14 protein-coding genes are annotated in these 14,566 nt (G+C 39.4%); 10 read left to right on the top strand and 4 right to left on the bottom strand.

Annotation, left to right across the window (positions count from 1 at the left end; genetic code table 11):
• Positions 1 to 18: 18 nt before the first annotated feature.
• Complete coding sequence (locus AAW12_RS12680) at positions 19 to 522, bottom strand: hypothetical protein (protein WP_231585262.1); 504 nt, start codon at positions 520 to 522, stop codon at positions 19 to 21.
• Positions 523 to 613: 91 nt separating this feature from the next.
• Positions 614 to 1,186, bottom strand: coding sequence for a C40 family peptidase (locus AAW12_RS12675; RefSeq protein ID WP_046673998.1), 573 nt, complete (start codon positions 1,184 to 1,186; stop codon positions 614 to 616).
• A 307-nt stretch (positions 1,187 to 1,493) separates the two neighbouring features.
• On the opposite strand from AAW12_RS12675, the gene AAW12_RS12670 reads away from it, so the two are divergent.
• Positions 1,494 to 2,390 carry an EamA family transporter gene (locus tag AAW12_RS12670; RefSeq protein ID WP_046673997.1) on the top strand — a complete coding sequence of 299 codons (897 nt, stop codon included), beginning with the start codon at positions 1,494 to 1,496 and terminating at the stop codon, positions 2,388 to 2,390.
• A 177-nt stretch (positions 2,391 to 2,567) separates the two neighbouring features.
• Here the strand turns inward: AAW12_RS12670 and mtaB are convergent, their stop codons facing one another.
• Complete coding sequence (mtaB, locus tag AAW12_RS12665; protein ID WP_046673996.1) at positions 2,568 to 3,890, bottom strand: tRNA (N(6)-L-threonylcarbamoyladenosine(37)-C(2))-methylthiotransferase MtaB; 1,323 nt, start codon at positions 3,888 to 3,890, stop codon at positions 2,568 to 2,570.
• Between the two features lie 264 nt (positions 3,891 to 4,154).
• Here mtaB and AAW12_RS12660 point away from each other — a divergent pair, with 264 nt between their 5' ends.
• From AAW12_RS12660 to AAW12_RS12645, 4 genes are all read left to right on the top strand, one after another.
• Positions 4,155 to 4,976, top strand: a complete 822-nt coding sequence (locus AAW12_RS12660; RefSeq protein WP_046673995.1) for a thymidylate synthase — start codon at positions 4,155 to 4,157, stop codon at positions 4,974 to 4,976.
• A 61-nt stretch (positions 4,977 to 5,037) separates the two neighbouring features.
• Positions 5,038 to 5,532 carry a dihydrofolate reductase gene (locus tag AAW12_RS12655; RefSeq protein ID WP_046673994.1) on the top strand — a complete coding sequence of 165 codons (495 nt, stop codon included), beginning with the start codon at positions 5,038 to 5,040 and terminating at the stop codon, positions 5,530 to 5,532.
• A 4-nt stretch (positions 5,533 to 5,536) separates the two neighbouring features.
• Positions 5,537 to 6,181: a hypothetical protein gene (locus AAW12_RS12650; protein ID WP_046673993.1), complete on the top strand. Its 645-nt coding sequence runs from the start codon at positions 5,537 to 5,539 to the stop codon at positions 6,179 to 6,181.
• A 22-nt stretch (positions 6,182 to 6,203) separates the two neighbouring features.
• Positions 6,204 to 7,448 carry a serine hydrolase gene (locus AAW12_RS12645; RefSeq protein ID WP_046673992.1) on the top strand — a complete coding sequence of 415 codons (1,245 nt, stop codon included), beginning with the start codon at positions 6,204 to 6,206 and terminating at the stop codon, positions 7,446 to 7,448.
• 115 nt (positions 7,449 to 7,563) lie between these two features.
• Here AAW12_RS12645 and AAW12_RS12640 read toward each other — a convergent pair whose 3' ends face one another.
• Entirely contained in the window at positions 7,564 to 8,571 is a 1,008-nt protein-coding gene (locus AAW12_RS12640; RefSeq protein WP_046673991.1) for a D-alanine--D-alanine ligase family protein, read from the bottom strand.
• A gap of 146 nt (positions 8,572 to 8,717) precedes the next feature.
• Here AAW12_RS12640 and AAW12_RS12635 point away from each other — a divergent pair, with 146 nt between their 5' ends.
• The 5 genes from AAW12_RS12635 (at position 8,718) to rpsA (ending at position 14,467) form a co-directional block, all read left to right on the top strand.
• Positions 8,718 to 9,704 carry a PASTA domain-containing protein gene (locus AAW12_RS12635; protein WP_084823161.1) on the top strand — a complete coding sequence of 329 codons (987 nt, stop codon included), beginning with the start codon at positions 8,718 to 8,720 and terminating at the stop codon, positions 9,702 to 9,704.
• A 192-nt stretch (positions 9,705 to 9,896) separates the two neighbouring features.
• Positions 9,897 to 10,937, top strand: a complete 1,041-nt coding sequence (gene mltG / locus AAW12_RS12630) for an endolytic transglycosylase MltG (RefSeq protein ID WP_046673990.1) — start codon at positions 9,897 to 9,899, stop codon at positions 10,935 to 10,937.
• Positions 10,937 to 11,344, top strand: a complete 408-nt coding sequence (locus tag AAW12_RS12625; protein ID WP_046673989.1) for an acyl-CoA thioesterase — start codon at positions 10,937 to 10,939, stop codon at positions 11,342 to 11,344. The genes mltG and AAW12_RS12625 overlap by 1 nt, the downstream gene beginning before the upstream one ends.
• A gap of 1 nt (position 11,345) precedes the next feature.
• On the top strand, positions 11,346 to 12,311 hold the full coding sequence (locus tag AAW12_RS12620) for a YihY/virulence factor BrkB family protein (RefSeq protein ID WP_046673988.1): 966 nt from the start codon (positions 11,346 to 11,348) through the stop codon (positions 12,309 to 12,311).
• Between the two features lie 224 nt (positions 12,312 to 12,535).
• A complete protein-coding gene (gene rpsA / locus AAW12_RS12615; protein WP_046673987.1) occupies positions 12,536 to 14,467 on the top strand; it encodes a 30S ribosomal protein S1 in 1,932 nt (643 codons plus the stop codon).
• Positions 14,468 to 14,566: the final 99 nt, after the last annotated feature.

Raw genomic sequence — 14,566 nt, 5'->3', positions numbered from 1 at the left:
TTAGGGTTTATTTCTTAACTATCTGGCTTGTGCTGTCGCCAACATGCGGTTGACTTCATCGATCATTGATTTTGCAGCGTCGTGCATACGAGGGTTACCTGCAAAATCTGCATCCAAAGTAATATGCTTGGACTTATCTTTATAGTTGAATTCCAAATAAAAACGTGGGACTTTGGAATTTGTTGAATCCTGCTGCCATTCGGGTCCGGTCATATCGGTGTCCAGGTTCCAAAAGCCGAGTTCCATTGCTTTGCGGTGGAGGTATAATAAATCGTCTTTTGTAAATTTTACAGTATCGGTAATTAGAGAATCTTTTTTGTCTAAATATTTATAGATACGTGTTTTTGAATCGTATTCGTTGACCATGTGGTTCGGCTCGCCGTATTTGAATTCAATGGATTCAAAATCGGCAAAACGAAAAGGGGCATTTTTGATCATATTACTATAGTAATAAACACAATACATCAAAAACGGCACAATAATACAAAGGCCCAAAAAAATCTTCTTACTCTTGATTGTCATTTCTATAAAATTTTGACAAAAATAAGGATTTATACAGGGTATAAAAGTTTATATCAAGATATGACATAAAACCTACATGAAAGTCACGCATTTAGATATTGGGAGAGCCCGCGTCAACAAAGGTCTTCGCATACCAGCTGTCAGAAAGATCAGAGATAATAACACCTTTGCGGGTCGAAACATGAACAAACTTGTTATTATGCAGGTATACACCAACATGATCTATTCCGTTTCGTCCGAAAGAAAAAAACACGAGATCCCCTTCTTCGAGTTTATCGACCTTTTTTCTTTTTACTATTCCTTCCATGTCACGGGAAGTCCGCGGCAAATTCCCTTTGTATACTTCAATATAGAGCAAATTAACAAATCCCGAGCAATCTACCCCCGATTTGGTCTGTCCACCCATACGATGCGGTATCCCCATCCAATCGTCAATAAAGGAATAAAGGTGCGGATTTAGTTTTTTGGTACTCACATTGAGTAAGTCTGCATAATTGTCAAGTTTGGATCCCGAAAAAGTTTTTCCACGCGCTGAGCTCGCATCTGTCAAAACCGAACCATTGGAAGAATGTGTTTTGGAGCTAAGTACCTTTTTCTTCGTTGAACAACTGCTCAAAAATAGAACTGCACCTAAAAAGAAGATAAAATAAGATCTGACACCCATGCTGTTCGATTTACGTTCTTGCTTAACAAACTTACTTGCATAACAAACTTAATTAAATTGCTGTTGATATCCAATAAATTTGCCTACTGCTAAAAAACAATTTACTCCGATGACTTCTGCTATAAAACTGTCCTCCGCAACGTACTACGACGAACAATACAGTTTCCAGCCTGTAAATTTCCCTTGTTGGACGCATTTAAGCAGTACTGTTAAGCTTGCCCCCGGAGATTGCTTTTCTTGATAAGAACGTCAGATAAGAAAAAGAATTGTTCAGAAATCGTAACTTTGACGCCTAATTTATTTGAGAATGGAAAAATTAAAAGGTGCATTAGCTGTCTTTTTAGGTGCGAGTAGTTTTGGGATACTATCAACGTTTGTTAAAAAAGCCTATGGTAAAGGGTTGAATTTAGGAGAGGTAACGGGAATTCAGGTATTGTTTGGCATGCTTATCCTTTGGCTTATCTATATCATCATCAAACTCTTTTCAGCAAAGTCATTTCACTCTTCAAGCAAGAAATCTTCATGGATCAAGATATTAATCAGTGGTACTTCGACCGGTTTGGTGAGCATTCTCTATTACAAATGTGTACAGCTCGTCCCGGCTTCGTTGGCCATCGTACTGCTCATGCAGTATATCTGGATCGGTGTGGTAATCGAATTTATCTTTTTCAAGGCAAAACCTTCAAAAAACAATCTGATTGGTATCGGCATTGTACTCATTGCAACATTATTAGCGACTGGACTTATTGAAAAAGGCTTACAACACCTCAACCTAACAGGTGTCTTATTTGGTCTATTAGCGGCGACGGCCTATTCGGTCTTCATGATCGTGAATGGGCGTGTCGGCAATGACTATCACCCCATTCAAAAAAGTGCTATTATGGTAACGGGGGCCTGTATACTGGTCTTCACCTTGTTTCCACCTGCTTATTTATGGAATGGTCAATTTGATGGTAACTTTCTCTATTTCGGCTTGATCCTCTCGCTATTTGGCACGGTCATCCCGCCTTTATTATTTGCCTATGGCCTACCGAAAACGGGCTTCTCCTTAGGCGGAATATTAAGTTCGGCGGAGCTACCCGTAGCCACCTGTATGTCGTTTTTTATACTTCATGAAAGTGTATCCACGATACAATGGCTCGGGGTACTTTTGATCTTGGGTACCGTCATCTGGTTAAATGCAGCAAAGAGCAATACGCATTAGGCGACCGATCCACTTCCGGTCAGAATACTGCAGTCAATTTGATCAGGAACACAACTGTATGCTGCAATCAATAGGGAAATTATGGAATTCCCTTTAACGAAAAAAAGGCAATCTTCTCTAATAAGATTGCCTTTTTTGTATATTATAAAATCTAAATATGGTATAACCCTACAAAGATTAATGTGTCAGTGTCTCCGGAATTTCTTCTACTTCCACTTCACAGGAATCCGTTACTTCCATAAATTTAACCGGCACAACCTCATTCACCAATAATGGATCGTATAAGGTCCGTACTTTGACATAGTTTTTAGAAAAACCATGCATATAACCATCTTTTTCGTCTGCTTCAAACAAAACATCACCAGTCTCACCAAGCTGTGACTCATAAAACGCACGGCGCTTCTTCTCCGAAAGGATGTGCAACATTTTGCTACGATCGCTGCGTTGAGCTCCCGGTACAGCACCGTCCATTTGAGCAGCAATCGTATTCTCCCTTTCTGAATAGGTAAAGACATGCAGGTAAGAAATATCCAAATCATTCAAGAAATTGTATGTATCGATAAAGTCTTCACGTGTTTCTCCCGGAAATCCGACAATAACGTCAACACCGATACAGCAATTAGGCATCAATGACTTGATAAAAGCGACGCGCTCTGTGTAAAGCTCTCTTTTGTACCTTCTGCGCATTAAACTCAGAATTTTATTGCTTCCAGACTGCAATGGCATATGGAAATGTGGAACAAAACGTTTTGATTGGGCCACAAACTCAATAATATCATTGGAAAGAAGATTGGGTTCTATCGAGGAAATACGAATTCTATCAATCCCTTCGACTTCATCCAGTGCTTGTACCAAATCCAAGAACCGGTCTTCGCGCTTACCATCCCGAATACCAAAATCGCCAATATTTACGCCTGTCAACACGATTTCTTTGACGCCTGAAGCTGCAATTTCTTCTGCTTGACGCACAATATCTTCGATCTTGCCCGAGCGGCTTCCACCACGTGCCAAAGGAATCGTACAAAATGTACATGAATAATCGCACCCGTCCTGTACTTTTAGGAACGTACGCGTACGATCGCCAATCGAATAAGCCGAGACAAATTGATTGGTCTCATCGATTGGACCATTATAAACGATCGTTTTTTCCTGTTTCGTCAAATCATTGATATGCTCAATAATATTAAACTTTTCAGCTGCACCTAAGACCATGTCCACTCCGGGAATCTCTGCAATCTCTTTCGGTTTTAGCTGCGCATAACAGCCAACAATCGTAATATAGGCGTTGGGAGAGTGCTTTAAAGCTTCCTTCACTACTTTTCTACACTTCTTGTCAGCATTATCCGTTACCGAACATGTATTGATTACATAAACGTCTGCACGGCTATTGAACGCTGTGGTATCATAGCCTGCATCTTTAAATAAACGACCAATGGATGATGTCTCCGAATAATTCAGTTTACATCCAAGTGTATAAAAAGCTACTTTCTTATTCTCCATAATATTTTGCAAAATTACATTTTTTTTCAGTAACCCCTCTTATCATTTTAAGTTTTGACTTTCTCGTTATAAGGATTTTCCTTAGTTTTGACTATCTTGAAAGGTTGAATGCACCGGCGGCTTAATACGGACAAACTAAATTAGAGCCGGACATGATGTATTCAAATATTCCCCGATTGAGAATCAGACACATAAAAGTGCTATTCGTTCTATCCAGTTCGATTAAAGCATTGATATTTGGTATTTAATAATTACTTTTTACAGATGAAACAATATTTAGATTTACTCAGACATGTATATACGAATGGTGTTGTAAAGACAGATCGTACGGGCACAGGTACCAAAAGTGTCTTTGGATATCAGATGCGTTTCAACCTTCAGGAAGGTTTCCCTTTGGTAACGACGAAGAAATTACACCTGCGGTCCATTATCCATGAATTGATCTGGTTTCTTAAAGGTGAAACCAATATTCAGTATCTCAAAGAAAATGGCGTAAGCATTTGGGACGAGTGGGCTGACGAACAAGGAAATTTGGGCCCTGTATACGGATCACAATGGCGCTCCTGGCCAACACCTGATGGCCGTCATATCGATCAGATCACACAGGTTATCAACCAGCTAAAAAATTCACCGGATTCACGCCGTATTATTGTATCGGCATGGAATGTTGCCGAAATAGAGCATATGGCATTACCTCCTTGTCATGCCTTTTTTCAGTTTTATGTCGCTCCGGCACAACCTGAAAAAGGTATCTTAAAGCCGCAATTGTCCTGTCAACTCTATCAACGTAGTGCCGATATATTCTTGGGCGTTCCTTTCAACATTGCGTCTTATGCTTTATTGACGATGATGGTCGCACAGGTTTGCGACATGGAAGCCGCAGAGTTTATCCACACCCTGGGCGATGCACATATCTACAGTAATCACTTCGAGCAAACGGAGCTCCAATTGAGCCGCAAGCCAAAAGCGCTACCCCAGATGAAAATAAACCCAGAAGTAAAAGATATCTTTAATTTTAAGTTTGAAGATTTTGAATTGTTAAACTACGAATCCCATCCACATATCAAAGCTCCGGTGGCCGTTTAACAAGGAAGGTACCTGATTTTGTAACATATTTTAGCGAACGAATAATCACCTTATATCAAAAATGAGCAACCCAACGATCACATTAATCGTAGCTGCGTCGGAAAACAATGCCATCGGAATCGACAATCAGATGCCTTGGCATTTACCCAACGACTTTAAATATTTTAAGAGAAATACCATTGAGCACTCTGTCCTAATGGGTAGAAAGACTTTTGAGGCTATAGGCAAAGCATTACCAGACAGAAGGAATATTGTCATTACACGTAACGCGAATTTCCAGGGAGAAGATATTGATGTTGCCAACAGCATCCAAGAGGCACTCTTGTATTGCCGGGATGAACGTGAGGTATTCATCATTGGTGGCGCAAACATTTATCAGCAAGCGCTACCCTTGGCAAATAAAGTGCTTCTGACGCGCGTACATACCACCATCAAAGGTGACGCTTTCTTTCCTGAATTACCGTCAGAAGAATGGGAATTAGTTGCTTCAGATTCGCATCAAGCCGATGAGAAACATGCATTTGCTTATACCTTTGAAGTTTATACGAAAAAATAAATCCATGGGTATTAAAACCAACAGGCAAACATACACTGGAACGCCCAAGTATATGCTGCCTATTTTATGCTTCGGACTTGTTATGCTGGGTAATTTGTCGCAAGTTTTTGCGCAATTCCGCGCACCGTATACGATACGTACGCCAGGTGGTAATATTACAATACCAGGATCGTATGCGCCGATCCTCTATTCTTTCGACCGCGAACCGATCAGCAGTAGGTATAAATTTTATATTGTTTTAAAAAATGACAGTACTGTCGTTTCAAAAACCAAAATAAAATTGAGAACGGCAACCAAACCCAGTGAGATATCTTGGCGGGAAAAAGGCAAAAAATACACTGTAACACCAGATCAAACAAAAGAAATTTATCGGATAGATTATTGGAATAAGAAAATTAAAGGCATTCCACAAGATAGCTGCTGGTTATTCCTGGTGGACACTGTTAGTTATGAAAGACGAATCCGTCGCTATAGCATGACCGCTGATATTAATCAGCCTGCGATATCGCATTTCAAGATGGAAAAGGCGAATGAAATTTTACCAATGAAAAAAGAAACCCTGGAGCCTTATGTGGAGGGAAATGAAAAAGCCAAAAAACTGTTATCAAAAAACCAGCTGTTAAAAGCCATAGAGGAGTTTAACCGATAGTAAATAAACACGATACTTGGATATGCGCAAATACCTCACCCTATTTCTCACCCTATTTATGTCAGATCTATACGCTCAAAAGGTAGATACCATATACCTGGAAAAGTTACTCCAAAGCCATCCAGATCTATTTCAGAAAATATTAAGTCACCCTACTAAAAACGAGGTACAGATCCTTTACACGCAGATCGATCGTGATAAATCCAATATTCCACATTTCAGGTCGTATAGCTATCGCCTTAATCCACATTGGTATTTTTATCCGGCAAGCACCGTAAAACTTCCGACCGCAATTTTGGCTTTGGAAAAAATCAATGACCTCCATATTGCCGGTTTAACCAAAGATACTCCGCTCCGCATTGATTCTGCTTTTGAAAAGCAGACTAAGGTTCTTGTGGACGAATCGGCCGCCAATGGTCTTCCCTCTGTTGCACAATACGTAAAAAAGATACTATTGACCAGCGATAATGATGCACAAAATAGGCTCTTTGAATTTATTGGTCGTGGAGAACTGAATGCGAAACTTAAAAGATACGGCACTAAATATAGCCGCATTGTCAACCGTCTTGCTATTGGCGACAAAGGCATATGGGCCAAACATACCAACCCCGTCACCTTTTATAAGGGGAAGGATATTATCTATAAACAAGAAGCACAGTTCGATCCCAAGGATTATACCATCAAGCTGTCCAATACGCTTCAGGGGAAAGGTTACATAAACGATAAAGATGAACTTGTTCATGAGCCTTGGAGTTTTGAAGGATTAAATGTATACGCTTTGCAAGATCAACAGCTGATATTGAAGAAATTGTTATTTCCCGAAACATTTCGGCCTAAGGAACGATTTAATCTGAAAAAAGATGATTACGCGCTCCTCTATGACTATATGTCACGCTATCCCTTTGAATCAGATTTCCCAAAATATGATCCAGCAGAATTCTGGCCAACGTATAGCAAGCTCCTTTTTTATGGTCGTGAAAAAAACGCGACCTTAAATCCCAACATCCGGATTTTCAACAAGTATGGCGATTCTTACGGCTATAATATTGATAATGCCTATATCGTCGACTTTGAACATGGGGTGGAATTTATGCTCGCCGTTGTTGTGCAGTCCAATGAAAATGGCATCTATAACGATGGACGCTATGAATATGAAACAGTAACCTATCCTTTTTTAAAAAATATTGGTCAGGTAATTTATCAGGAGGAGCTGAAAAGAGCTAAAAAGTTTAGACCTGATCTATCCAAATTTGATTTCAGAAAATAAAACATAAAAAACGGCTTTCAAGTTATGAAAGCCGTTTGCCTGCGTCGCTATCGCGGTATATTTTTATCCGCCTTGTCCTGAAGGCTGCTTGCTTCAAGGTATTTTTGAAATAGAACTATTTCGATTGTAAGGCTGTTTCGATCAATTCGCCGTAAAAATCTCCCTCCTTCATCCCAAAAGCCCGTACTTGCTGCGGAATAAAGCTTTGCGCAGTCTGTCCAGGAACAGTATTAATCTCGATAAAATAAAATTTATCGGTACCAGTTTCCAAAAAGAAGTCTACACGAACCATACCCTTACAGTTCAATCTCACATAAATTTCCCTTAAAATACGTGCAGCACGCGCCTGCTCTTCTGTCGTCAGCGCTGCCGGTGTAATCTCTTCGGTCAATCCGGGCACATATTTGGCTTCATAATCAAAAAATTCACGTGTAGTACGAACTTCTGTAGCAGGTAAAACAACGAGCTCGCCTTTTGAATTGCGAAAAATTCCCTCGGAAAATTCGCGTCCAGTCACAAATTCTTCAACAATCACCTGTTTCCCCGTATTTTCCGCATCAAAAGCTTTATCAATCGCTTCCTGTAATTGTGCAGATTCCTTTACCTTGGTCATTCCGATACTACTACCACCGGCATTAGGTTTCACAAAATAAGGGAGTGAAAGATTGCTTTCGACGATTTTGATCGCTTCTGGGCGTTGCGATTCAAACAATAAGACCGATTTTGCCAAATGCAATTCCGGAATATCCGATAAGATCGCTTTTGTATACCCTTTATTCATGGTCAATGCGGAGGTCAAGGCATCACATGAGGTATAAGGAATGTCCAATAAATCAAAATAGCTCTGAAGTCTTCCGTCTTCCCCAGGCACACCATGCACCATAATAAATGCTAAGTCAAAGCTTAAGGTATCTCCGTTCAATGGAAGCGTAAAATCTGCTTTTGAAATCGGATGCCGTTTACCTGCTAAATCTTCGTAGTACCATGCTTCTTTGGTCACGGTAATCAAATACACATCATATTTGTTGTGATCAAGTTGAGAATTGACGAAGGCAGAACTTTTAAAAGAAACTTCAGCTTCTCCTGTATAACCTCCAGTTATTAATGCTATTTTTGCTTTCATAAATTTTAGCGATTCGAATAGCAAATATAATTTGCTATACACGGAAAAACGAATAATTTTGTGAGGAATAATTTTATTTAATCATTCTGCAAACTTGGCTTTAATATTGCGGTTCTATGCAGAATTAATTTTTATCAAACAGAGAAATGTCCAAAGTCGTACAATATCTTCAGACCCCCACTTTTAGGAAAAATCTTATTGCCGCTCTTATCGCGATAGTATGTGTATTCCTTTTCGTATACGTTGGACTGAAAATATATACCAAACATGATGAATCTATAGCCGTCCCTAAAGTGAAAGGTCTTCATATCAGTGCTGCTATCCAGGCGCTGGAGAACGCTGGGCTCGAATATCAAATCGATTCCGTTTATCAGATGGATGCCAAACCCGGCATGGTCATCGAGCAGGATCCCGAACAAGGCTTCCATGTAAAATCAGGCCGGACGATCTATTTGACCATTATCACGCAAGTAGCTCCTGAGGTTGCTTTTCCGAATATAAAAGACAAAACATTGATCGAGGCAACAGCAATCTTGAAAAACCATAATCTTAGAATCGGAGACACTTCCTATGTGGCAGATATTGCCAGGGATATCGTGTTGGACGCTCAATTTGCGGGACAATCAATCCGTAACGGGCGCATGATCCCTAAAGGTTCGCGTATAGACCTAGTTTTGGGAAATGGACTCGGTGCTAATGAAGTGGAAATCCCCAACTTAATAGGCCTTCCGCTAAACGAAGCGAAGTTTGCCTTGTCGGGAGCTGGGCTAGGACTAGGTACCGTGACCTACGATCCAAATGTAACGGATACAGCTACAGCAGTCATTAGTGTACAGTCGCCCGGAATAGAAAAGGGCTTAACCAGCTTAGGCGCTAAAATAGACGTAACACTCTCGCTCACGGCACCGACACCATCAACGGGAGCGACAACTGGAGGTGTCACAACAGCTAAACCACAGGCAAACCAACCACAGGGGAATCCGCCAGCGGCAAAACCTCCGGTTCAATCCAAGCCTGTTGCTCCAGCGAAAAGTACGACAACAAATACCCCGGCAGCTAAACCGACAACGACAAATCCGGCTGCAGGACAGAAAAAGGAAAAAGAGAATAAAGGGAATAGTCTCGGCTTTTAAGTTTATTGACTCAAAAATAAAGCTGCATGGCATGTTCTCCATAATCATGGATTAGCGTTCTCGGCAGATTCAGAAATCATATAAAATCATGATGAAACCGATCTACATGTGCGCGATTTCATCAACCATTGACCGCTAAAGGCTGTATGAATACCCTAAATAGCGAACAACAAATGAAAAAAAAATTTTAGCATGGAAAATAAAAAAGGAATACCAAGTTGGTTAAAAATCATTGCTCTGATCGTTATTGTTGTTGGAGGTTATTTTGCTTGGACATTTTATAAAGCATTTTATGCTTCGAATGTATCTGGAGAGAAAAAGTACCTGTACATACACGAAGGTGAAAAATATGAAGATGTGCTGAAATCAATCAAGGATTCAAATTTAGTGGATGATATTGCTTCATTTGAGCGTGCCGCACAATATAAAAAATATGATCAAAGTGTAAAACCTGGACGTTATCTGTTAACTCCAGGAATGAACAATAGACGCTTAATTGGCAATTTGATTGGTGGCTACCAAGAACCTGTAAAATTCAGATTTTCCAATGTGCGATTGAAAGAGAATATGGCCGCACTGCTTGGAAAAAGTTTTGAGGCAGATTCTGCACAATTTATCGCTGTACTGAATGATGAGGCTACAGCACAGAAATATGGATTTACAAAAGAAAATCTGGTTTCGGTGTTCATCCCCAATACGTACGAAATTTATTGGAACACCAATCCCGAAAAAGTAATTGCCCGTTTTGATGACGAATGGAAAAAGTTTTGGAATGCGGATCGTATTGCGAAAGCAAAAGCGCTCAATTTGACGCCACAACAGGTTAGCACATTGGCTTCTATCGTCAAGGGGGAAGCCTTACATCAGGATGAAATGCCCATGATAGCCGGATTATATTTAAACCGCCTCAAAAAAGGGATGTTATTACAGGCAGATCCTACTGTGATCTTTGCAAACAATGACTTTACAATCAGAAGGGTATTGAATAAGCACCTCCGAACAGACAATCCTTACAATACTTACATCTATAGAGGCTTGCCCCCAGGTCCTATTTCAATTCCAAGCATTGCTGCAATTGATGCGGTCTTAAACTTTAAGCAACATGATTATATTTACATGTGTGCCAAAGATGATTTTTCAGGGTATCATAATTTTGCAAAAACAGAGGCTGAGCATTTGATCAATGCACGTAAATTCCAACAGGCATTGGACGCCAGAAATATTAAAAAATAATGTTTGTATTTGACCATCAGATTCGTGTCCGCTATGCAGAAACAGACCAAATGGGTTATGTTTATTATGGAAATTATGCTGCATTTTACGAAATAGCGCGGACTGAAATGCTGCGGAGTACGGGGATATCGTATAAGGAGCTGGAAGAAATGGGGGTCATGCTCCCCGTTACGGAGATGAAAACAAAATACCTGAAACCGGGCAAATACGATGATTTGATCACAATACGGGTAACAATCCGCCAGAAACCTGCCATCCGTATTATTTTCGAATATGAGCTGTTCAATGAAAGCGGAGAACTACTCAACCAGGGCGAGACAACTTTGGTCTTTGTCAACATGGAAAAAAATAGACCTTGTATGCCGCCACAGGTTTTCTTGGATAAGATGAGTAACTATTTTAATTGATATGGGGAAAATCCACCAATGGCTATTAAATATTGAACCTTATTTTAGATTAATCGAATGGAGTAAACGTGTCGTACTACCTGGCTTTGGCTCGCTACCACTCTATACTGTGGCTGTATTTTTCTTTCAGGAGCTATCGAGAGATTCCATTGTCAGCAAGGCTTCTTCCCTTTCCTATAGCTTTTTATTGGCCATTTTTCCGGGTATCATTTTTTTATTTACATTGATCCCTTATATTCCGATCAATAATTTTCAGGAACAGTTGCTGGACTTTCTGGCCGTGGTTATTCCCAAAAATGCTTTTCTGGTTGTTGAAACAACTTTGGAGGATATTATTAAAAACCAAAATGGTGGATTACTTTCTTTCGGTTTTTTATTTGCGGCCTATTTTGCAACCAATGGTATGGCCTCTCTGATGAATGCCTTCAATAAGGCTTCCCTCATGACGGAAAGAAGACCATGGGTCAGAAAACGTTTGCTTGCCTTAGCCTTGGCTTTCCTAATTATTTTTGCGTTAACAGTTGGGATGACAATATTTACCCTAGCTGGCATTACCATAGACTACCTCAAGGAAACCACAGGTATAAAGTCGAGCTTCTGGGCTATACTACTTAAAGTAGCCCGATGGTTGATTATATTTGCTATTTACTTTTTCACGGTAAGCTGTATTTACAAATTTGGTCCTTCCAACTCCAATAAATGGAAACTCTTCAGTCCCGGAGCTTCTATGGCGACCATTTTAGCGATATTGACGTTTTCCATATTTACCTTTTATATCAATCATTTCGGCGCATATAACAAACTTTATGGATCCATCGGGACATTGATTGTCATCATGCTCTGGATTTACCTGAATACACTTATTTTATTATTGGGCTATGAGCTTAATGCGGCAATAGCTCTGTCTAAACAAACCATTGTTATTGCCAAACTACGCATTTTCAACTCTTTTAAGAAAGACGAATAGGTGTATTACAATGGTTTAAAAGCCTAATTTACCCATCAGTCTTGCAACATATGAACGGTAAAAGGTGCCAAACGACCGTTCCAACAGTCAGTTTCGTCATCTTACTCAAAAGGCCCGTATAACTGAAAGTCTTTCAATAAAATAAGAAAAATAAAATTTTGCATTTAAAGTTTTTTTGTACCTTTGCAACTCCTACAAAGTAGGAAAAAGGAGAAAATTAATTAATGGCAAAAAAACAAGAAGCAGAAAAAGAATTAGCAGCGAAAAACGCAGAGCTACAAGGTGCTGACACTAAAGTAGTGAAAGACACTGAAAAAATTGAATCAGAAGCTGATTCAAACTTAATCGACGAAATCAAATCAAACACTTGGATCACACCAGAAGGTGAATTTGACTGGGATGCAAATGATAAAGGTTTCGGAAATTATAGCGAAGCTGAACGCGCTAAACTTGAAGCACAATACGCAGATACTTTCAACCAAGTTAACCAAGGTGAAATTATTGAAGGTACTGTAGTTTCTATCAACAACAAAGACGTAGTCTTAAATGTTGGTTTCAAATCTGACGGTTTAGTTTCTTTATCAGAATTCCGTGACTTACCAGAATTAAAAGTTGGTGACAAAGTTGACGTATTCGTTGAGTCTCAAGAAGATGCTAACGGTCAATTAGTACTTTCTCGCAAACGTGCTAAAACTCAAAAATCTTGGGAAGCTATCAATGAGGCATTGGAAAATGATGCAATCATTACTGGTTTCGTTAAGAGCCGTACTAAAGGTGGTCTTATCGTTGATATCAAAGGTGTTGAAGCATTCTTACCTGGATCTCAAATCGATATCAAACCTATCCGTGACTACGATGTATACGTAGGTAAAACAATGGAATTTAAAGTTGTGAAAATCAACCACGAATTCAAAAACGTTGTCGTATCTCACAAAGTGTTAATTGAAAACGATTTAGAAAACCAAAAATCTGAAATCGTTGCTAAATTAGAAAAAGGTCAGGTATTAGAAGGAACAGTTAAAAATATCACTGACTTCGGTGTGTTCATCGACTTAGGTGGTGTTGACGGTTTATTGCATATCACAGATATTTCTTGGGGTCGTATCGATCATCCAAAAGAAGTTTTGTCATTAGATCAAACAATCAACGTTGTTGTATTAGACTTTGATGATGAGAAAAAACGTATTGCTTTAGGCTTGAAACAATTATCTGAGCATCCTTGGGAATCTTTAGATACTGCATTAGAAGTTGGTTCTAAAGTGAAAGGTAAAATCGTAACAGTTGCTGATTACGGTGCTTTCCTAGAAATCATCCCTGGTGTTGAAGGTTTGATCCACGTTTCCGAAATGTCTTGGTCACAAAACTTACGTTCTCCACAAGAGTTCTTGAAAGTTGGTGACGAGATCGAAGCGCAAATCTTAACGTTAGACCGCGATGAGCGTAAAATGAGCTTAGGTATCAAACAATTGACTCCAGATCCTTGGAAAAACATCACTGAGCGTTACCCTGTAGGTTCTAAACAAACAGCTGTTGTTAAAAACATGACTAACTTCGGTGTATTTGTTGAGTTAGAAGAAGGTATCGACGGTTTGATCCACATCTCTGATTTATCTTGGTCTAAAAAAATCAACCACCCTAACGAATTCACTAAAGTTGGTGAAACATTAGACGTAGTTGTTTTAGAATTAGATGAAGAAAACCGTAAATTATCTTTAGGTCACAAACAATTGGAAGAAAACCCTTGGGATACTTTCGAAACGATCTTTACTGAAGGTTCTATCCACGAAGGTACAGTAATCAAAGTTGGTGACAAAGGTGATATCGTAGCTTTACAATACGGTGTTGAAGGTTTCTGTCCTTCTAAACACTCTGTTAAAGAAGACGGTTCTTCATTGAAAGTTGATGAAGTTACTTCATTCAAAATCATCGAGTTCAATAAAGAGAACAAACGTTTGGTAATTTCTCACTCTCGTATCTGGGAAGAAGAGAAAGAAGAAGCTCGCAAAGAAGAGTCTAACAACCGTAAAAAAGACGCTAAAGCTGAGTCTTCAGCTGTGAAAAAAGTAAAAGATTCTGTTGAAAAATCTACTTTAGGCGACTTAGACGTGTTAGCTCAATTGAAAGAGCAAATGGAAAATGATAAAAACGCTAAGTAATTAGCAATTTGAATCCATAAAAAGCGGCTGTTCCAAAAGAACAGCCGCTTTGCTTTTATAGGGATGCTTTTGTAATTTTGTAGCAATAAACGTTATTGT

Origin of the sequence: Sphingobacterium sp. Ag1, from assembly GCF_000988325.1 — a bacterium.
Classification (GTDB): domain Bacteria; phylum Bacteroidota; class Bacteroidia; order Sphingobacteriales; family Sphingobacteriaceae; genus Sphingobacterium.
Note: the sequence above shows the minus strand (reverse complement) of the source record. Positions and strands in the feature narration are given on the sequence as shown.

Bases quoted from the DNA above. Each gene is read 5' to 3' on its own strand.
- AAW12_RS12680 (WP_231585262.1), bottom strand. From the start codon at position 522: ATGACAATCAAGAGTAAGAAGATTTTTTTGGGCCTTTGTATTATTGTG.
- AAW12_RS12675 (WP_046673998.1), bottom strand. From the start codon at position 1,186: ATGGGTGTCAGATCTTATTTTATCTTCTTTTTAGGTGCAGTTCTATTT.
- AAW12_RS12670 (WP_046673997.1), top strand. From the start codon at position 1,494: ATGGAAAAATTAAAAGGTGCATTAGCTGTCTTTTTAGGTGCGAGTAGT.
- mtaB (WP_046673996.1), bottom strand. From the start codon at position 3,890: ATGGAGAATAAGAAAGTAGCTTTTTATACACTTGGATGTAAACTGAAT.
- AAW12_RS12660 (WP_046673995.1), top strand. From the start codon at position 4,155: ATGAAACAATATTTAGATTTACTCAGACATGTATATACGAATGGTGTT.
- AAW12_RS12655 (WP_046673994.1), top strand. From the start codon at position 5,038: ATGAGCAACCCAACGATCACATTAATCGTAGCTGCGTCGGAAAACAAT.
- AAW12_RS12650 (WP_046673993.1), top strand. From the start codon at position 5,537: ATGGGTATTAAAACCAACAGGCAAACATACACTGGAACGCCCAAGTAT.
- AAW12_RS12645 (WP_046673992.1), top strand. From the start codon at position 6,204: ATGCGCAAATACCTCACCCTATTTCTCACCCTATTTATGTCAGATCTA.
- AAW12_RS12640 (WP_046673991.1), bottom strand. From the start codon at position 8,571: ATGAAAGCAAAAATAGCATTAATAACTGGAGGTTATACAGGAGAAGCT.
- AAW12_RS12635 (WP_084823161.1), top strand. From the start codon at position 8,718: ATGTCCAAAGTCGTACAATATCTTCAGACCCCCACTTTTAGGAAAAAT.
- mltG (WP_046673990.1), top strand. From the start codon at position 9,897: ATGGAAAATAAAAAAGGAATACCAAGTTGGTTAAAAATCATTGCTCTG.
- AAW12_RS12625 (WP_046673989.1), top strand. From the start codon at position 10,937: ATGTTTGTATTTGACCATCAGATTCGTGTCCGCTATGCAGAAACAGAC.
- AAW12_RS12620 (WP_046673988.1), top strand. From the start codon at position 11,346: ATGGGGAAAATCCACCAATGGCTATTAAATATTGAACCTTATTTTAGA.
- rpsA (WP_046673987.1), top strand. From the start codon at position 12,536: ATGGCAAAAAAACAAGAAGCAGAAAAAGAATTAGCAGCGAAAAACGCA.